Source organism: Marinobacter sp. B-21, assembly GCF_056857895.1.
The window spans coordinates 19,681-38,618 of the sequence record NZ_JBSXNZ010000081.1 but is presented as its reverse complement, the minus strand read 5'-3'; the positions used below and the strand labels follow the sequence as shown (position 1 = coordinate 38,618).

Sequence of the window (18,938 nt, the reverse complement as noted above, 5' to 3'; positions counted from 1 at the left end):
AAGATGAGTAAAAACAAAGTGTTGTCCGTGTTCTGGCTGATACCGGCCAGTTGGTCACTGCTGCGTACCATGGGCATGGTATTCATGCACGGCTTCCGCAAGCGCGAAACCGTGAATTATCCGGAAGAGGAGGTCTATCTGCCTCCCCGGTACCGGGGCCGCATCATACTCACCCGGGATCCGGACGGCGAAGAACGATGCGTGGCGTGCAACCTGTGCGCGGTGGCCTGCCCGGTGGCCTGTATTTCCCTGCAGAAAGGTGAAAAAGACGACGGCCGCTGGTACCCGGAGTTCTTCCGTATCAACTTTTCGCGCTGCATTTTCTGTGGCATGTGTGAAGAGGCCTGCCCCACCTCCGCCATCCAACTGACACCGGATTTCGAGATGGGTGAATACCAGCGCCAGCAACTGGTATACGAGAAGGAAGACCTGCTGATCAATGGCCCCGGCAAGGACCACGACTACCACTTTTACAAGGTTGCCGGCATGGCTATCGCCGGCAAGGACAAAGGCGAGGCGCTGAATGAGGATGCCCCGGAAGATGTCCGTACGCTTTTACCCTGACCCAAAAAGGAAGCACTGATGGAACTGGGATTCTACCTTAGCGGCCTCGTGGCGGTGTTGGCCACGGTTGGTCTCATCACCGGCTCCAGTCCGGTGCATGCGGTGGTGTACCTGATTGTTTCGCTGATCGCGGTCGCCCTGGTGTTCTTCGCCCTGGGCGCGCCCTTTGCGGGCGCGCTTGAGATTATCGTCTATGCCGGCGCCATCATGGTGCTGTTCGTGTTCGTGATAATGATGCTCAATCTGCGTCCGGAGGCGAAACGGGATTCCCCGTGGCGACGTCCGGGTTACTGGCTTGGGCCGTCGCTGCTGGCCCTGGTATTGCTGGTGGCAGTGGTGGCGCTCATCGACGGCGGACACGCAGGCATGACCATTGACGGTGAGCTGATAACCGCCCGGGACATCGGTCTCACCTTGTTCGGCCCCTGGCTGATCGTGGTGGAACTGGCGGCCATTCTGCTGCTGGCGGCGCTGGTAACGGCTTCCCACGTGGGCCGGCGCATCAAACCCCGAGGCAATCGCAACCGTGGAGGCACGCAATGACTGGTATCCCGATGGAGCATGGCCTGATCCTGGCCGCCATTCTGTTCAGCCTGGGACTGGCCGGGTTGATGCTGAGGCGCAGTATGCTGTTCGTCCTGATGAGCCTGGAAGTAATGCTCAATGCCGCCGCGCTGGCCTTTGTGGTGGGCAGCACCGCCTGGAATCAGTCGGACGGGCAGGCCATGTTCCTGCTGGTGATCACCCTGGCAGCCGCCGAGGCCAGCATCGGCCTGGCGCTGATGATACAGATGTACCAGCGCTTCCGTTCACTTGAGCTGCATGAAGTCAGCAGGATGCGTGGATGATGATGGCTGCAACGTTACTCTCATTTCTGTTGCCCCTGGCCGGTGCGGTTGTTCTTGCCTTTTCCGGCGGCCGGCTGGGGCCGCGAGCCAGCACGGCCATTGGTGTGGGCAGTGTGGGGCTGGCCGCGCTGGCCACCGGCTGGGCGCTGCTGGCGTTCTCCGGCGATAGCCAGGGCTTCACGCTCTGGACCTGGGTTTCCGTGGGAGAGTTTCAGCCAACCGTGGGGCTGGCGGTTGACGGTCTCTCGCTGGTCATGATGTCGATCATCACCGGCGTGGGTTTCCTGATTCACCTGTTCGCTGCCTGGTACATGGTGGGCGAGGCTGGCGTAACCCGCTTCTATGCCTGGATGAATCTGTTTGTGTTCAGCATGCTGGTGTTGGTGCTGGCCGATAACCTGCTGTTGCTGTTCCTCGGCTGGGAAGGCGTCGGTCTCTGCAGCTACGGGCTTATCGGCTACTACTACCAGAATGAGACCAGTGGGCGGGCGGCGTTCAAGGCGTTTATCGTCACCCGCATAGGCGACGTGTTCCTCGCCCTGGGGCTGTTCCTGATTTTCGTGGAACTGGGCACCCTTGATATTGGATTGGTGCTGGAGCAGGCTCCACGGGTCTGGGCGGAGGGCAGTGTCACGGCCAATCTTGCGGCCTTGCTGGTCCTTGGCGGCGCCCTCGGCAAGTCTGCGCAGGTACCGCTGCACACCTGGCTGCCGGACGCCATGGCAGGCCCCACCCCGGTGTCGGCCCTGATCCACGCGGCGACCATGGTGACCGCCGGGGTTTATCTGATCGCCCGCCTGAACGGGCTGTTCCTGCAGGCACCGGCTGTCATGTTGCTGGTGGGCATCATCGGTGCAGTGTCGCTACTGCTGGCGGCCTTCGCGGCTCTGGCCCAGACCGACATCAAGCGTGTGCTGGCCTACTCCACCATGAGTCAGATTGGCTATATGTTCCTGGCCCTGGGGGTCGGGGCCTTTGACGCCGCGATTTTTCACCTGATGATTCATGCCTTCTTCAAGGCGTTGCTGTTCCTTTCAGCCGGAGCTGTCATCATCAGTTGTCACCATGAGCAGGATATGGGCCGATTGGGGGGGCTCTGGCGTAAACTGCCGGTCGCCTACGGAGGTTTTCTGGTGGGGGGCGCCGCGCTGGTGGCGTTGCCTTGGGTAACCGCTGGCTTCTTCAGCAAGGACGAGATTCTTTGGCAGGCCATGGCCTCGGGCCATTCCGGATTGTTCGCAGCGGGCCTGATCGGAGCAGTGCTTACTGGCCTTTACACAGTGCGGCTTATCCTGGGTATTTTTCATGGCGAGCCCGGGAGTGATCATGCACGCCATCCCCGGCCCGGCACCAGCCCTCTCACTCATCACCTGCCTTTGGCCACTCTGGCCGTGCTCTCAACCTTCATCGGTGCCTGGCTGTATCCGGGGCTTGATGAGCTGTTTCCGGCGCCGCCCGGTGACGCCACAACTGCCGGCTACACCCTGTTTCAGTTCCTGGCCATCGGAGCGGCACTCTCTGGCCTCGCTCTGGCCGGCTGGCTGTTCCTGGCGCGGCGCCGGTGGCTTGACGATCAGGTCCGTCGCGGCCTGGGGGCGCAACTCTGGGCCCTGTTCAACCAGGCGTGGGGCTTCGATGCCCTGTTCGACAGGACACTGGTCCGCCCCTGGCAGGGGTTGGTACGTGTGCTGCGTTTCGACTTCATTAACCTGGGTATGAACCTGCCGGCCCTGCTTGCCCGCATTGGCAACGCCGGCCTGGTAAAGACCCAGAACGGCCAGATACGGACCTACGCCAGAATGATGGTGTTCGGCGCCACGATCATACTGGTTGGCCTGGCACTGACTCAGGGAGGTGGCGCATGATTCTGTTCTGGCTGATTCTGATTCCCTTCCTCGGTGGCTTACTATGCTGGCAGGCGGAGCGCTGGGGCGAACAGGCGCCGCGCTGGATTGCCCTGGGCACCATGCTGTTCGTGCTGGTGGCCAGCATAGTGCTTTGGGCAGGCGGCGATTTCAGCGCCCTCGGCGCCGGAGAAAGGCCGTGGCTGCTGGAGTGGCGGATACCCTGGATTCCTCGTTTTGGTATTGAGGTTCATCTGGCCCTGGACGGCTTGTCGCTGATTTTGATTGGCTTGACCGGCTTTCTCGGTACGCTGGCGGTACTTTGCTCATGGAAAGAAATAGTCGAGCGGGTCGGCTTTTTTCATCTGAACCTGCTGTTTGTCCTGGGCGGCGTGGTGGGTGTTTTTCTGGCGCTGGATCTGTTCCTGTTTTTCCTGTTCTGGGAGTTGATGCTGGTGCCCATGTATTTTCTGATCGCCCTCTGGGGGCACAGTGGCTCGCCGGGGCAAACCCGGATTCGAGCGGCCATCCGCTTCTTCATCTACACCCAGGCCAGCGGTCTGCTGATGCTGGTGGCGATCCTTGCGCTGGTTTTCCTGCACTATGCCAGCTCTGGAGAGATAACCTTCAGCTATGAAGCACTGCTGAACGCGGATTTGCCCGATAACGTGTCCTTCTGGATTATGCTCGGGTTTTTTGTCGCCTTTGCGGTGAAGCTTCCCGTGGTGCCTTTTCATGGCTGGCTGCCGGATGCGCACGCCCAGGCGCCCACCGCCGGCAGCGTGGACCTTGCCGGCATTCTGCTGAAAACGGCCGCCTACGGCATACTGCGCTTTGCAATTCCGCTGTTCCCGGAGCAGTCACAGGCCTTTGCGCCGGTGGCCATGGCTTTGGGGGTTGTTGGCATCATCTACGGCGCGGTGCTGGCCTGCGGCCAGCAGGACATAAAGCGGCTGATTGCCTACGCCAGTATATCCCATATGGGGTTCATACTGATTGCGCTTTACTCAGGTTCGGAGCTGGCGATTCAGGGGGCGATCATTATTATGGTGGCCCACGCGTTCTCAAGCTCCGCTCTCTTTATCCTCAGCGGCCAGGTCTATGAACGTATTCACACCCGGGATATGCGTCGCATGGGCGGGTTGTGGGGCCGGATACCGACATTGCCTGGATTTACTCTGTTTTTCATGGCGGCCTCCCTGGGGATGCCCGCCACAGCCAATTTCATAGGAGAGTTCATGGTGCTGTTCGGTACTTTCCGCAGTGCTCCGGTCGTAGTGGTCATCGCCAGCGCCGGGCTGGTGCTGGCGGCGATCTATTCGCTGCTGATGATGCAGCAAGTGCATTTCGGGCGCGAACAGCATCCGGGGCGGCTCGCCGGCCCGGATGTGCGGGAATACAGCATGATGCTGGCCTTGCTTGGACTCACTCTGGCGGTGGGCCTTAACCCGCAACCCCTGCTTGAGATGACCGTCTCAATGGTGCAGCCGGTGGCGGAGTTGTTTGTGGCCGGCCCGGCCCGGGCAGGAGGGATGAACTGATGCTGACCCTGAGCGATCTCGTAGGGCTGTTGCCTCTGCTTATCGTTGCCACTACAGCCGTGTTGGTGATGCTGGGAGTCGCCTGGCAGCGTCATCACGGTGGTACGGCGGCCGTAACCGTCACTGGCCTGGTCCTGGCCCTGGCGAGCCTGCCGCTGGCCTCGGCTGCCTCCTCGACGCCGCCGCTGATGGCCCTGGACGGCCTTGCCCTCATGGGCAGCGTGCTTGTGCTGGTGAGCGGCCTGTTTGTCGCCGCTCTGAGTCAGGGGTACCTGGCCGGCTACCAGGGGCCGAAGGAAGAGTTTTACCTGCTGTTGCTTTGCGCGGTGACGGGTGCCCTGGGCCTGGTGGCCAGCAACCATCTGGCGATTCTGTTCATCAGCCTGGAGTTGCTGTCAATGCCTTTGTACGGCATGGTGGCATACAGTTTCCGGACAGAAAGGTCCCTGGAGGCGGGGATCAAATATCTCATATTGTCCGCCGCCGCCACCGCTTTTTTGCTGTTCGGCATGGCGCTGATCTATGCCCGCACCGGCCAACTTGAGCTGGCTGCTCTTGCCGCGGGGCTGGCCGGCAGTCAGGACCCCTGGATGCTGGGCGGTGCCGTTCTGATCCTTGTGGGTCTGGGGTTCAAGTTATCCGTCATGCCCTTTCATCAGTGGACACCGGACGTATATCAGGGAGGTCTGGCCCCGGCGGCCACCGTGCTGGCCACGGTGAGTAAGCTGGCGGTGTTTCTGGTACTGCTGCGGCTGGTGCTGGTGGCGCCGGTGTTCAAGAGTGAGTGGCTCCTTATCCTGATCAGTCTGCTGGCCCTCCTCAGTATGTTGGGTGGCAACCTGCTGGCCCTCTTCCAGTCTAACCTGAAGCGACTGCTGGGCTATTCCTCCATAGCCCACATGGGTTACCTGCTGGTGGCCGTTATAGTGGGCGGTCCCCTGGCGGTGGAAACCACCGGTGTTTACCTGTTCACCTACCTTGTTGCCACAATGGGGGCGTTTGGCGTGATTATGCACGTCTCCAGCCCCTTCAGTGGCGAGGATGCCGCCGGGCTGCACCATTACAGGGGGCTGTTCTGGCACAGTCCCTGGCTGGCGGCACTAATGACTCTGAGTATGTTGTCCCTGGCCGGTATTCCGCTGACCGCCGGGTTCATTGGCAAGTTCTATATCATTGCCCTGGGTGTGGAGGGCAGCCGGTGGTGGCTCGTTGGGGGGATCGTTATTGGTAGTGTTGTCGGGCTGTTCTACTACCTGCGGGTGATCGTCACTCTGTATCTGCGTGAACCTGGCATACAGAAAAACGTTACCGAGGTCGGCCATGGGCGGATGGGCGAGCTTGCCCTTCTGATTATTGCCGCCTCCATACTTCTGCTGGGCATTTACCCGGCGCCGGTGATTGACTGGGTGGCCGGTCTTACCTGGGCGGCCTGAGCGCCCGAAACAGAGCTTCCTCCGGAGAATTGTCCCGCGCCCGGTGAGAGGTGACGGGGCTTTGTTGCTCCGGGAGTCTGCGTGATTTCTGCCGCGCAGACTCCCAGGGCAGGAGGATAGCACCGGATTTTTCAGGTTGATTCTTATTTTCAGTGTCAGTTCAGTTTTGGGTGGTTAACTGTGGCCGCAAGGTTGAAGAATCGGAGAGATCCTTCTTCAGCTCACTGACGAGGAGGTGAAATGAATACGAATTTTTGCAAAGTGACTGCGATCTTCTCCAGTCTGGACCTGAAGAAAGTAGAGGAGGCCCTGATCGAGGCAGGTTTTTCCGCCATGACGGTGTCCAGAACGCATGGCCGTGGCAGATATAAAAACTACTACGCAAAAGACACCATGGCTGACTCTGTTCGCGTGGAGGTATTCGTGAAAGCGGAGCAGGCGGACAACGTCGTTAACACCATCGCCCGAACGGTACACAAGGGGCTCGACAGCGACGGAATCATAGCTGTTCTACCGGTGGAAGACCTGCTGCACATCCGTGACTTTAAGGAGGCCGAGTGATCGGGCGCCACGGTGTTGTATGTCCTTGCGGCAAGGTGATGAGAAGGCGAGAGCGGACATGATGGATGGCAATGAGACTGAGACTGGGGCTGGCGCCGGAACCGGAGCCACCATGTTATCTGGCCGAAATGGCACGGTTGAAATTGCCGGTGCCGGGCCGGCCGGGCTGGCGGCCGCCATCACACTGGCGCGCGCCGGACGCGCGGTGGTTGTGCATGAGGCCCGGGCCGAGGTGGGGCACCGCTTCAAACGGGACCTGCAGGGTCTGGAGAACTGGACCACGCAGCAGGATGCCCTGATGGTGTTGCAGGAGCTTGGAATTACTACCGACTTCAAACGAGTTGCATGCCGCCGGGGTACCGCCTTCGATGCCTGGGATTCCCCGTACGCCATTGAGAGCGTTGAGCCGCTGTTCTATCTGGTGGAGCGTGGCTCCGGGCCAGACACATTGGACACGGCGTTGTTGAGACAGGCCAGGGATCTTGGCGTGCAGGTGCATTTCAAAAGCCGGCTGCGGCATGCCCGGGGCCCGGCCATCCTGGCGACCGGACCAAAGGCCGCCGATGCCATCGCGGTCGGCTATCATTTCGATACAACCATGCCGGACGGTTTCTGGGCAATTTGTGATGACAACCTTGCCCCGAAAGGGTATGCCTATCTGTTGGTAATGGGTGGCAAGGGAACGGTAAAAAGTTGCATGTTTACTGGTTTCAGGGATGAAGCAAAGTATGTGGAGCGTACCGTCAGTGCGTTCCAGAGGCTGGCCGGCATGGAGATGATGAATCCCCGGCCCCACGGCGGTGTTGGGAACTTCCGGATTCCTGCAACCGCACTGTCCGGGGCGCACCCGGTAGCGGGCGAGCAGGCCGGCTTCCAGGATACGTTGTGGGGCTTCGGGATGCGTGCGGCCATCACCTCCGGTGTGCTGGCAGCGCGCAGTCTGCTGCATGGTGACGACTACAACCGGCTCTGGCGAGAATCCCTGAAGCGTCCGATGGCGGCGGCGTTGGTGAACCGCGCATTTTATGGGCTGCTGGGTAACCGCGGTTATCGCTGGTGCATGCGCCGCCAGGAAAACCATCTGGATGCGCGCGAGTTCTTGCGCCGTCTCTACCGGCCCACACTTGCCAGACGTTTGCTGGCGCCGTTGGCGGGTTTGCATTTGCGGAGCCAGCGCGAGGATATAGGCTGCAATCATGTCGATTGCAGCTGTGTCTGGTGTCGCCATGGCCGGGAGCCGCATACATAATGACAACCGTCGGCAAGGGCTCCGGAGTTGAGTAATGAATGAGTCGATCAGTCATAGTGGAGCATGGGGCATCGCGATTATTGTGATCGTACTGATATCCTGGTTCTTCTACCGCTATTTTGCACCGAAGAACTGGCGCGAGTGGGCGGGCGCCGGGGCAGTCCAGGCCTTTATTATCGCCCTCTATGCCGAGATGTACGGTTTTCCGCTCACCATTTATCTGTTGGTGCGTTTTTTCGGGCTCGACAGTGAGTACGTCAGTGCAAGTCTCTGGTCCACACTGGTCGGGCTGGGTGAGACCGGCATGTTCGTCTCGATGCTGCTTGGCTACGCAATTGCATTTCTCGGCGTGGGCCTGTTCATCCAGGGGTGGCGCCAGGTGTACCGGGCGCGCAAGGAAGACAGGCTGGTCACCGATGGCCTTTATGCCTACGTTCGACACCCTCAGTACACTGGCTTGTTCATCGCCTTGTTCGGCGAGGGTGTGGTGCACTGGCCAACATTGTTCTCGATCAGCTTGTTTCCGGTAATCGTGCTCGTCTACGTCTGGCTGGCGTATCGCGAGGAAGAACAGGTGGTCGCCAGGTTCGGCGATGCTTATCGGACCTATCAACGCCAAGTGCCCATGTTTATCCCCCGCTGGGGGCAGTGGCGGCGGCTTGCGAATGCGTCGCAGGACCGCTCAGATCGCGGCGATTTGAAATGACGGTTTCTGGCAGCGCTCCTTGCATGCAAGGCACGGATTTTGCGAGACTGTTTTCGGTATTGCCTGTTTGTTACGGTCGCCGGGGAGGTTGTCGGCGAGAGCTATCCTGGCTTCAGCACCACCCCCGAAACGCATGGTTGCGTGAAATGGAGAATACAGCATGAGTGCTCTGGAGCAATACAGCCTGCTGCTGGGTCTGGTGATTGGCACCGGTGGCGTCGTCCTGAGCCTGTACGGCCTTGCCCGCGCGATGGGTCCGACACGTCGGGAGCCGGGTAAAGATGTGCCGGCAAGCTCTGGTGTGCTGTCGCGGAATCCGGTGTGGGGGCGCTATCACGCCCGCTACTACGGTTACGCATTGCTGTTTCTGGCCTTTGATATGGAGATGGCGTTCATGTACCCCTGGGCAGTCGCGTACAAAGAGGTAGGTCTGGTTGCCCTGCTTGATATGGGCGTGTTTCTTGCCATTCTCTTTCTCGGCTTGCTCTACGGATGGAGCCAGGGGGCTCTGAGGCGGCAATGACTTCTGATTCGGTAATGGCCATCACGGGTGCGCGGCAGCGACAGGAACGGTCCGCAATACTGCAGAAGTGGGTCTCCCGGGCCCTCGCGCGTAACCTGAGTTGTCTGGTTGTGCCGGGTCCGGAAGTGGCCCTGGCGCACGGTCTGGATGTGATAGCGGCAGGCCTGCGCATCACCGCCACGCCCCGCGATGCAGGTGTGCTGCTGATTGTCGGGCAGTTATCAGGGAAAATGAGCGAGGCTGCGGCAGTGCTCTACGCGCAGATGCCCCGGCCACGCGCCATTCTCGTGATGGGCGGGCAGGCACCGTCATCTTTGCCGAACGCCGATGTTTCCGCAGGTCTTTCTCAAGAGGAACTGGCCAGCGCGGTTGACTGGCTGAAGCGCGCAGTGGCTGAGGGCGCCTTTGCAGCCTCACCCGAGGATTTCGACGCCTCTGTCCTGCATGCCAGGATCGAGTATGTCTGCCCCATGCATCCGGAAGTTGTCCAGGACGAGCCGGGCAGTTGCCCCAAGTGCGGCATGGATCTGGTCGCCCGCGAGGCCGGCGAAGACGAGGGCGCCGGGGAAACGATCACGGAGCACGGCCATCACCATGATCATGAACACCACGATCATCAGGACCACGGGCACGAACAGCACCATGATCACGACCATCATCATGATCACAAGCAGCACCATGGTCACGAACATCACCATGGCCATGAGCACCACGAGCAGGATCATCACGGCCATGATCACCACCACCACGGTGGGGCCGGCGGGCACTCGGAACATGATCACTCCGGTCACGATCATGGAGGCAGCGACCATACGGGGCATGACCACGGAGGTGATGACCATGCGGGACACGACAGCGGAGGTCATGGCCACGCGGGGCACGACCACGGTGCCATGGGGTTCATGTCCATGGTTGAAGTGACCAAGGACCTGCCCCGCAGTGCCGACGGGCTGGCGATGGACTGGATCGAGGTGCCGTTCGGTCCGGTTTTCCCCGGCCTGCCTGGCGGACTGAAGTTGACGCTGACCCTCGACGGTGACGGGGTGACTGAAGGGCAAGCCACATCCCTGGTGGGCATTGCCACAGAAGGTGACGAGGTGGATGCCGGGACCTTTGTCGAGCGTCTGGCGTCGGCCATGCCGCTGGCGCCTGTGAGCTACCGCCTGCTGGCCTGCCTGGCAATCGAGCGGGCGGCCGGGCTGGAGGATGATCCGGGGATCGCCCGGGCCCGGGCCAGCGCCCTTGAGCGTGAGCGCATCGCCAGTCATCTGGGTTGGCTGGCCCAGTTGGGGCGTCAGCTCGGCTTCGCCTGGCTGACACATCGTGCTTCAACCCTGCAACTGGAAATTCAGGCCGCCAGTCAACAACGGCATGCCGAGTTGGAGCCGGCGCTACAGGCACTGGCTAACCGTCTCGGGCGAACGCCTTTGCTCAAGGCGCGATTAAAGGGGACCGGCGTTCTGCCAGCGGGTTCTTCTGACCTGCGTGGGCCGGTGGCGCTTGCCGCCGACGAAGCCGGAGATGCCTGGACACGCCTGTGGCAACGCCTGGCCGAAATCACGGCGAGCCTCGACTTCATCAAGGCGACCGGGGAGCCGGAGCTGCCGGCCCTGCGAAACATCGGTCATGTATCCGGTACCGGTGAGGCAGCCGTGGAAACCCCGCGCGGCCTGGCTCAACTGAGTCTGAAACTGGGGCATGGCCGGGTGGAATCATACAAGCTGGACACCGCCTGTAGTCACCATATCGGCCTGGTCGCAAAGCTTGTCGAAGGCCGGGAGCTGGGCGACGCACTGGTGGCGGTCGGATCACTTGACCTTTCGCCCTGGGAGGTGATCTCGTGAACTTTGTCATCGTGTTGCTTGCGTTGCTTGGCAGCGTCTGGCTGCTCGCCGTGGTCGAGGGCTGGACGACAACCGGCCGCCTGCGTCCGGCTGCGCCTCTGCTCAGCGGCCTGGCGCACCTCGGTCGTGAATCCATTGTACCGCGCACGCCGGACCGGGTCTTTTTCGAGGCGGCGCCGGTGCTGCTCCTGATTGTCGCGGTGCTTGGCGTGGCGGTTCTGCCGCTGGCACCGACCCTGGTGATCGCGGATCTGGCCACCGGTGCCCTGTTCATCAATGCGGCGTTGGCTTATGTGCTAGTCGCCCTGATTATGGCCGGTTGGGGCCCGAACGGCGCCTATGCCATGATCGGTGGCTGGCGATTCCTTGGTCAGCTTATCGCCTACGCCATGCTCATTGTCATGCCCATCACAGCGGTGGCCATGCGCGCCGAATCCATGGTAAACACCGTGATTGTCAGCTCCCAGGACAGCTTGTGGAACATTATTTATCAACCGCTTGGTTTCTTGCTGTTTTTCATTGCCTCCATGGCGCTGGCGTTCCGTTCGCCATTTGATCTGCCTACCGCAGAGGGGGAGCTGGGCGGGGGCGTGGACGCCGAATACACTGGCGTGCGCCTGGCGGTACTGCGCCTGGCTCGACTGACGCTGGTGGTTACGCTGGCTTTCGCGATCACGGTGTTTTACCTCGGCGGCTGGCACGGGCCGCTACTGCCGCCCTGGGCCTGGAGTCTGATCAAGACCCTCGCCGTGGCCGTGTCGATGCTCCTGGCCGGTCGCTACCTGCCGCGCATCCGTGAGGCGGATCTGTTGAGGTGGTGCTGGACCCTGGGGATTCCCCTGGCACTGCTCAATATCATTATTGTCGGTTTACTGGTTCTGGTGGTTCCATAATGTACGCTCAGGCATTTTTTGTTGCTGTTTTCGGGCTGGCCTCAATCGGCTTCGGTGTGGTGGTGTTTCGTACATCATCCATGGTGCGTTCCGCGCTGGCGCTGTTATTTTCGCAGACGGCCGTCGGCTTAATGTTCCTGGCGATGCAGACCGAATTCCTGGGCGTGCTGCAGATTATGATGATGGCCACGGAAATGAGCATCATGGCCATCTTCATGGTGATGTTCATGATGGACCCAGGCGGGCTCGGCGGCATGGAGATGACTCACCAGAAGCGCTTTTCAATAAGCGCCGGGGTGGTTGCTGGCGGCGCAGCGATTGCGGTCGCGCTTCTGGCCGACTGGGGGCCGGTGACTGTCGAGGCGCCGGATGCCGAGATGCAGACACGGGCGCTGGGCATTGAGTTGCTGGGACGTTCTATGCTGATCTTCGAAACCGCCGGTATCACTATCCTGACCGCGATGATCGCGGCCACGGCGGTGGCGATACCGGTGTATACCTTGTCCGGTAACGGCGGCACGGAAACCAAGGAGACCTCGGAATGACGTTGATCCTGATCCTGGCGCTTGTGACCGGCGCGATCCTGTTCGGCGTCGGCGTCTATGGTGCGCTGTCCCAGACCAATCTGGTCATGATCATGATGGGAGTGGAACTGATTCTCGCGGGCGCACTGGTGAACCTGGTTGCCTTCTGGCGTTTTCTGCATCCCGAGAGCTACTCCGGCCAGATGTTCGCGCTGGTGGTAATGACGGTCATGGCGGTTGAAATGGCGGTCGGCTTCGGCGTCGCGATCGCACGCTTCCGGGCCAGGGGCTCGGTAGAGATGGAAGAAGCGGGGGACCTTAAAGGATGAGTACCGTAGTGCTGCCGGTACTGCCACCCCTGCTCGCCGCCTTGGCCGTGCTGATACTGCGTCGGGGCGGACCTGCGCTGGCCCTGGCCGGCGCAACGCTCAGCCTGGCAGGAAGTCTCTGGCTCCTGGCCCGGGTCGCCGGCGGTCAGGCCGAAACCCTGCTTCTGCCCGGTCTGCCGGAAATGCCACTTCGACTGGTCGCCGGACCGCTGACGGCGCTGCTGGCGGTGGCGGTGGCCACCGTGGGCACGTTCGTGCTGATTCATGCAGTCGGTTATATGAAGCGGGAGTCCGGCCTGTGCCGCTTCTACGCCTTGATGTCCCTGTTCCTGGCCGCCATGCAGGCGCTGGTGCTGGCCGGCGACTGGGTTCTGCTGCTGGCGGCCTGGGAGTTGATCGGTTTGTGCAGTTACCTGCTGATCGGCTTCTGGTTCCAGCGGCCCGAGGCCGCAGACGCCGCCGGTCGCGCCTTCCTTTATACCCGTAGCGCCGATCTGGGGCTTTACGTTGCGGTATTCATGCTTATCGGGTCGGCCGGTACCAGCGAGATTGCCGCCTCCCTGGAGACCGGCGGCAGTGCATCGACCGCCGCCGGGCTTTTGTTGCTGCTGGCCGCCATGGGCAAGTCTGCCCAGGTCCCCTTGCAGGACTGGCTCATGCGTGCCATGGCGGGGCCGACACCGGTCTCGGCGCTGCTGCACTCGGCCACGCTGGTGGCGGCGGGCGCCATCCTGCTGATCCGTTCGGCCCCGCTGCTGAGCCCCGAGGTCCTGCTCGCCGTTGGACTTGTCGGTGGCGTTACCACGGTGGCAGCCGGGGTCATTGCACTTGCCGAACGTGATCTCAAACGCCTGCTCGCGGCTTCCACTGCCAGTCAATATGGCCTGATGCTGGTCGCGGTCGGCGCCGGGGTTCCGCTGGCTGCCCTGTTGCATTTGCTCGCCCATGCCGCCATCAAGAGCACCCTGTTTCTTGCCGCCGGCGACTTCCAGCATGCCCGCGGGGGTACCAGTTTCGATCAGTTGGAGGGCGTTGGCCGCGCCAGACCCTGGGCTTTTGCCGGCTTTGCGTTGGCGGCGCTGGCACTGGCCGGTATTCCGCCACTGAGCGGGTTCTTCTCCAAGGACGCGGTAATCGCCGCCGCCCTGTCTGCGCAGGGCGCCGCCTGGCTCGGCCCCCTGGCGCTGGCCGGTACCCTGCTGACCGGCGGCTATATGGCCCGGGCCTTGCGCCTGCTGTGGCGAGGCTCCGGCGAAACCCGACCGGTTGCTGGTAGTGCCTGGATGCGCGTGGGCATTTGGGGTCTGGTGGTTCCGGCGACTGCCCTGGGTCTGGCCTTCGGACCCATTGAGGCCATGCTTGGCCTGCCTGCCGCTGATGCGGATAGTACTGTCGTCGTGGTGGCGGGGCTGCTTGCGGCGACGACCGGCCTGGCGCTGGGCTGGCTCGTGCCGGCTCCCCGCCTGCTAGGGCCGGTCTACCCGTGGGCACGACGCGGACTTGCCGTTGGCGGCGGGCTTACGGTCTGGGTCGGGAGGCCAGCAATGGCCGTTGCCCGGGGGTGTGAGTGGCTGGAAGGTCGCCTGTATGCAGCCGTCCTCAATGTCGGCCAGGCCGGGCTCGCGGTGGCGCGGCTGGCGCGCGCCACCGACGAGCGCCGCATCGATGGCCTGATCTTCGCCCTGGTGGCAGGTGTGCGGGCTTTGGGGGATCGCGCCCGCGCACTGCAAAGTGGTCTGATCCATCGTGAGCTGGCCGTCAGTGTCTCGGTTACGGCCGTGGGACTGGTCGTGCTGCTTGTGACGTTGCTGCGTTTCTAGCTGCGTTTCTAGTTTCTAAAGGGAATCCGATATTCATGTTACCACTCGTTTCCATCACCTTGTTCCTGCCCCTGGCGGGCGCCGTCCTGATCCTGGCCCTGCCACGACCGACGGCACAGACCGTGCACGGCATCGGCATCGCCACCGCCTCCCTGACACTGGCCTTTGCCGTTGCCATGTGGCTGCGGGGTGTCAGCGGCGCAGGCTTTTCCCAGGTCGAGGAGCTGGAATGGATCCCGGCCATTGGCGCCGCCTACCGGGTGGGGGTCGACGGCATCAGCCTGCCGTTGGTGCTACTGAGTGCCGTGCTTTTCCTGGTTGCGTTCATCTACGCTTCGTCGCTTCGTGAACGTCCGCGCGCCTACGTGGCCCTGGCCCTGCTTCTGGAGACTGCGGCAGTCGGTACCTTCACCGCTCTCGATGGGATTTTGTTCTACGTCTTCTTCGAAGTTTCCCTGGTGTCGATGTACTTCATGATCGCCGGGTGGGGACACGAGGAGCGGCAGCGTGCAGCCCTGATGTTCTTTATTTACACGCTGCTGGGCAGCCTGCCGCTGTTGCTCGCCATCCTGGGGCTTTACCTCGGCAGCTCTGAACCGACCTTCGACATGCGAGCCTGGATCGAGAATCCGCCACTGGAAGGGGCGGCGGCTATGTGGGCATTGGTCGCTATGCTGATCACCTTTGCGGTAAAGATCCCCGCGGTGCCGCTGCATACCTGGTTGCCTGCCGCTCATGTTCAGGCGCCGACCGTCGGCAGTGTCATCCTGGCCGGCATCATGCTGAAGTTCGGCACTTACGGATTGGTCCGCTTTGCCCTGCAAATGACCCCCGATGCTTTCCGTGAAGCGGGGGTCGTTGTTCTGATCTTTGGTGTCGTCAGCGCGCTCTACGGGGCTTTTGCCGCCCTGGCTCAGAGCGACCTCAAGCGCCTGGTTGCCTACACCTCAGTTAATCACATGGGCTATGTGATCGTCGGCGTCGCCGTGGCCGCACTGACTCTGGACTCCTCGGTGCGTGCCGTCGCGCTGGATGGTGCCGTGTTGCAGATGTTCAGTCACGGTCTGGTTACCGGCGCCCTGTTCGTGCTGGTGGGCATGATTCAGGACCGCGCCCATACCCGTGAAATGGGTGAGTTCGGCGGTCTGCTCAAGACGGTCCCGATGCTTGGCTGGTCATTTATATTGGCGGCCTTTGCGTCCCTGGGCCTGCCGGGGCTGGCGCACTTTCCGGCTGAGTTCCAGATATTTCTCGCCACCTTGGGTAGCGCGCCCGTAGCGGTTGTTGTGATTCTGGGTATTGCCATTATCGCCGGCACCTTTCTCAAGGCACTGCGCGAAACCTTTCTGGGCGAGCCCCGGCAGCGCTGGCAGGCCATGCCGGACCTGAGTACGCGGGAATGGCTTGCCGTGGCGCCACTGCTGGTGCTCACCGTTGCCACTGGCGTGGCGCCATCCTGGGTGCTGGACATCATTCACCGGACCACATCGGCACTGGTGCTGTAATGGGCCGTGATCTCGCATTATTAATCCCGGAAATTGTCGTCCTTTTGACGGCTGTCGGCGCGCTGGTCGCGGAAATGCTGCGTAGGCCGCGAACCGCCCTGGCCGTGGCTGTCATTGGCCTACTTGTCGCCACGGGGCTGACCTTGCGCCTGATCGGCGCCGACACAACGGTGTTCGGCGGCAGCTTCCGGATCGACGAACTCAGTGTCTGGGCCAAGCTCATTCTGCTGCCGGCCACCGTGCTCTCAATGCTGCTGGCGCGAGTGGATGTGCGAGGCACCGCGCGTGAGGGTACGGTCTACAGCCTGCTGTGCTTTGCCACCCTCGGCGCCCTGGTTCTGGCCGGCGCGGGCGATACGATGTTCCTGGTGTTGGGCACACTGTTGACCGGCCTGGCCACCTTCGCCCTGGTCGCCTATCCGGATACCGACCCGGCCACCGAAGCCGCCATGAAATTCTTCGTGTTTGCCTCGGTCACCGGTGCAATCATGATTTTCGGCCTGAGCTACTGGTTCGGTGCCGCCGGCTCCACCTTGCTTGCTGATCTGCCGGGCATGGATACCATGCCTATGGCCGTCATCATCGGCTTTGTGGCTGTCGTTATCGGCCTTGGCTACAAGGCATCGCTGGTTCCGTTTCATTTCTGGGCGCCAGATGCCTACGAGGGCGGGCCGCTGTCGATAGCGGCTTACCTGTCCGTGGTGCCCAAGATCGGGGCTCTGTTCGCACTCGCTCAGGTGGTTCGCGGTCTGCCCCCGGAAAGTGGTTGGACTGCCGTCATCGCGGGTCTGGCCGTTCTGACCATGACCTACGGCTATCTCGCCGCGCTGGTGCAGGATAACGTCATCCGGCTGCTGGCCTACTCGTCGATTGCCCAGTCTGGCTATTTTCTGCTGGGCATCGTCGCGGTGGGCTCGAGCAAACTCGCGCTGACATCAGTTATCCTGTTCGCCGCCGCCTACGCGGCCATGAACCTGGGCGCTTTTGCCGTTACCGCCGCAACCGGGCGCACTCTGAACGATTTTGGCGGGCTGGGCCGGGCAAAGCCGGTGACCGGAATCGCGATGGTGGTTTTCCTGCTGTCGCTGGTAGGTATTCCGCCTCTCGCCGGCTTCGTTGGCAAGTTCCTGCTCTTCGCCGCCGCCATCGATGTCCAGTTCACCTGGCTGGCGGTGGTGGCGATTGCCAACAGTGTGCTTTCACTAGCGGTATACCTGCGCATCGTCGTACCCATGTACCAGCAGGCGGCGACGGAATTCGCGCCATTGGGCAGAAGTCTTGGCACGGTGGTAGTGACCACCTTTGCCGCCACACTGATCATCGGCCTGGCGGCCCAGTTCTTTCTTGCGGGACTGGTGGAGTGGCCGGCCTAGTGCCCCGCCCGGCGACGCTGGCCATCGTGCCGGCCATGAGCACACCGCTGGCGTCCATTTTCGGCAGTGGCTTCCTGGTAATCGTACCGGTACTGGCCAGTAGTGTGGGGCCGTATTCGTTATGGGCGATGCTGGCGGTGGCTTTTGTCGCTTTTCACACCGGTGCCGTCGTGCGCCATAACATTCTGTGTGCTGAACCGGTGCTGGCAGCGGGCAGTCAACGTCTGACGCTCACGCTCGAACGACTGTCGGATGGGGCGCTGGTCCTGGCTTATATTGTGTCCGTGTGCCTCTACATTCATATCCTGAGCGCCTTCGTGCTCGGGGCTTTCGGACTGGATTCGGGCTTCAACAAGAGCCTGTTTACCACGCTGGTGATCGGCGTGATTACTGCAATTGGCATCATGGGTGGCTTGAGACCGTTGGAGCGGATGGAGCGGTGGGCTCTGTATGTGACCATCCTGGTGCTCGCTGTGCTGTTGGCCGCCTTCGCCCTGCGTGACATCAGCGACTTTCTGGACACCGGACGCTTTGTGCTGCCATCCATGCCGCAACGTTCCGGCTGGGAAATGGTGACCATGGTGGCCGGTACCCTGATCGTGGTGCAGGGCTTCGAAACGCCGCGCTATCTCGGCCAGAGTTTTGATACCTGGACGCGGATCCACGCCTCGCGCTGGTCGCAATATGTATCTCTCACGGTCTACGTGGCATTCGTCGCCGTGGTCTTGCCCCTGGTGCCAATTCTGGACGGGCAATACGCAGATAACAGCCTGATCCAGGTGGTTGCCTCGGTCTCGGTACTTCTTTCGGCGCCGCTTATCCTCGCCGCCGGCCTGTCGCAGTTCTCCGCTGCCGTTGCGGACACCCTGGCGGCTGCGGCGAACCTGGAGGAAGTGACGCGGCGGCGCCTCACCCAGCGTTGGGGTTACCTGCTGGTAGGCGGTGCGGCTATGGCGCTGGCCTGGTCCGGTTCCACCTTTACGGTGATCGCGCTGGCGTCACGCGCCTTCGCCCTATACTACCTGTTGCAATGTCTGGTGGCCCTGACGGTGTGCCGCAACCGGCGTGAGCGGGTACGTTTCTTCCTGGTTGCGCTGGCACTCATTTTTGTCCTCCTTTTTGCGGTGCCGGCCGGTTGACCGAGCGGTTTCTGGCGAAAGCCTGAATGTCTAATCTGCCCCACGAACTCATAACGAACCCCGTAATTATTACGCCTCCGGGATGGCCGGAGTTGCGTGTGTATTCCCGGCGAATATGGGACAAATTGCTCCCTCAGTTAATGCGTTTACTGATGTCGAAGTTAACCGGCTGGACTTGAGGAAAATGGCATAACGACGATCAGTGAACTACGATGATTGGAACTGTTTCACCAACAATAAGA

18 protein-coding genes are annotated in these 18,938 nt (G+C 61.6%); all 18 read left to right on the top strand.

The window, feature by feature from the left end; translation table 11 throughout:
• Window positions 1–3 precede the first annotated feature (3 nt).
• The 18 genes from nuoI to AC13C0_RS13500 all read left to right on the top strand — a co-directional run bounded on the left by nuoI (window position 4) and on the right by AC13C0_RS13500 (window position 18,696).
• Window positions 4–564 (top strand): NADH-quinone oxidoreductase subunit NuoI, encoded by a 561-nt coding sequence (gene nuoI / locus AC13C0_RS13585; protein ID WP_339752143.1) that lies wholly within the window; start codon window positions 4–6, stop codon window positions 562–564.
• Between the two features lie 18 nt (window positions 565–582).
• Window positions 583–1,107 carry an NADH-quinone oxidoreductase subunit J gene (gene nuoJ / locus AC13C0_RS13580; protein ID WP_303284861.1) on the top strand — a complete coding sequence of 175 codons (525 nt, stop codon included), beginning with the start codon at window positions 583–585 and terminating at the stop codon, window positions 1,105–1,107.
• Window positions 1,104–1,412 (top strand): NADH-quinone oxidoreductase subunit NuoK, encoded by a 309-nt coding sequence (nuoK, locus tag AC13C0_RS13575; protein ID WP_303284860.1) that lies wholly within the window; start codon window positions 1,104–1,106, stop codon window positions 1,410–1,412. The genes nuoJ and nuoK (AC13C0_RS13575) overlap by 4 nt, the downstream gene beginning before the upstream one ends.
• Window positions 1,413–1,414: 2 nt before the next feature.
• Window positions 1,415–3,277, top strand: a complete 1,863-nt coding sequence (gene nuoL, locus AC13C0_RS13570; RefSeq protein ID WP_482954630.1) for an NADH-quinone oxidoreductase subunit L — start codon at window positions 1,415–1,417, stop codon at window positions 3,275–3,277.
• Window positions 3,274–4,797 carry an NADH-quinone oxidoreductase subunit M gene (nuoM, locus tag AC13C0_RS13565; RefSeq protein WP_341581570.1) on the top strand — a complete coding sequence of 508 codons (1,524 nt, stop codon included), beginning with the start codon at window positions 3,274–3,276 and terminating at the stop codon, window positions 4,795–4,797. Before nuoL ends, nuoM begins: the two co-directional genes overlap by 4 nt.
• Window positions 4,794–6,230 (top strand): NADH-quinone oxidoreductase subunit NuoN, encoded by a 1,437-nt coding sequence (gene nuoN, locus AC13C0_RS13560; protein ID WP_482954629.1) that lies wholly within the window; start codon window positions 4,794–4,796, stop codon window positions 6,228–6,230. The genes nuoM and nuoN overlap by 4 nt, the downstream gene beginning before the upstream one ends.
• A 240-nt stretch (window positions 6,231–6,470) precedes the next feature.
• Window positions 6,471–6,791 carry a P-II family nitrogen regulator gene (locus AC13C0_RS13555; RefSeq protein WP_303284855.1) on the top strand — a complete coding sequence of 107 codons (321 nt, stop codon included), beginning with the start codon at window positions 6,471–6,473 and terminating at the stop codon, window positions 6,789–6,791.
• Window positions 6,792–6,903: 112 nt separating this feature from the next.
• The gene (locus AC13C0_RS13550) at window positions 6,904–8,040 is read left to right on the top strand and encodes an NAD(P)/FAD-dependent oxidoreductase (protein ID WP_303284854.1); all 1,137 of its coding nucleotides are present in this window, start codon (window positions 6,904–6,906) and stop codon (window positions 8,038–8,040) included.
• Between the two features lie 34 nt (window positions 8,041–8,074).
• Complete coding sequence (locus tag AC13C0_RS13545) at window positions 8,075–8,746, top strand: methyltransferase family protein (protein ID WP_303284853.1); 672 nt, start codon at window positions 8,075–8,077, stop codon at window positions 8,744–8,746.
• Window positions 8,747–8,906: 160 nt separating this feature from the next.
• Entirely contained in the window at window positions 8,907–9,269 is a 363-nt protein-coding gene (locus AC13C0_RS13540; protein ID WP_303284852.1) for an NADH-quinone oxidoreductase subunit A, read from the top strand.
• A complete protein-coding gene (locus tag AC13C0_RS13535) occupies window positions 9,266–11,113 on the top strand; it encodes a heavy metal-binding domain-containing protein (RefSeq protein WP_482954551.1) in 1,848 nt (615 codons plus the stop codon). Before AC13C0_RS13540 ends, AC13C0_RS13535 begins: the two co-directional genes overlap by 4 nt.
• On the top strand, window positions 11,110–12,006 hold the full coding sequence (locus AC13C0_RS13530) for a complex I subunit 1/NuoH family protein (protein WP_117620020.1): 897 nt from the start codon (window positions 11,110–11,112) through the stop codon (window positions 12,004–12,006). Before AC13C0_RS13535 ends, AC13C0_RS13530 begins: the two co-directional genes overlap by 4 nt.
• Window positions 12,006–12,551, top strand: a complete 546-nt coding sequence (locus AC13C0_RS13525) for an NADH-quinone oxidoreductase subunit J family protein (RefSeq protein WP_117620021.1) — start codon at window positions 12,006–12,008, stop codon at window positions 12,549–12,551. The genes AC13C0_RS13530 and AC13C0_RS13525 overlap by 1 nt, the downstream gene beginning before the upstream one ends.
• A complete protein-coding gene (gene nuoK, locus AC13C0_RS13520; RefSeq protein ID WP_008169448.1) occupies window positions 12,548–12,859 on the top strand; it encodes an NADH-quinone oxidoreductase subunit NuoK in 312 nt (103 codons plus the stop codon). Before AC13C0_RS13525 ends, nuoK (AC13C0_RS13520) begins: the two co-directional genes overlap by 4 nt.
• Window positions 12,856–14,679 (top strand): NADH-quinone oxidoreductase subunit 5 family protein, encoded by a 1,824-nt coding sequence (locus AC13C0_RS13515; protein WP_482954550.1) that lies wholly within the window; start codon window positions 12,856–12,858, stop codon window positions 14,677–14,679. Before nuoK (AC13C0_RS13520) ends, AC13C0_RS13515 begins: the two co-directional genes overlap by 4 nt.
• Before the next feature lie 35 nt (window positions 14,680–14,714).
• Complete coding sequence (locus tag AC13C0_RS13510; RefSeq protein WP_482954549.1) at window positions 14,715–16,184, top strand: complex I subunit 4 family protein; 1,470 nt, start codon at window positions 14,715–14,717, stop codon at window positions 16,182–16,184.
• Window positions 16,184–17,557, top strand: coding sequence for an NADH-quinone oxidoreductase subunit N (locus tag AC13C0_RS13505; protein WP_482954548.1), 1,374 nt, complete (start codon window positions 16,184–16,186; stop codon window positions 17,555–17,557). Before AC13C0_RS13510 ends, AC13C0_RS13505 begins: the two co-directional genes overlap by 1 nt.
• A complete protein-coding gene (locus tag AC13C0_RS13500; RefSeq protein WP_039881755.1) occupies window positions 17,545–18,696 on the top strand; it encodes a hypothetical protein in 1,152 nt (383 codons plus the stop codon). The genes AC13C0_RS13505 and AC13C0_RS13500 overlap by 13 nt, the downstream gene beginning before the upstream one ends.
• The last annotated feature ends 242 nt before the right edge of the window (window positions 18,697–18,938 follow it).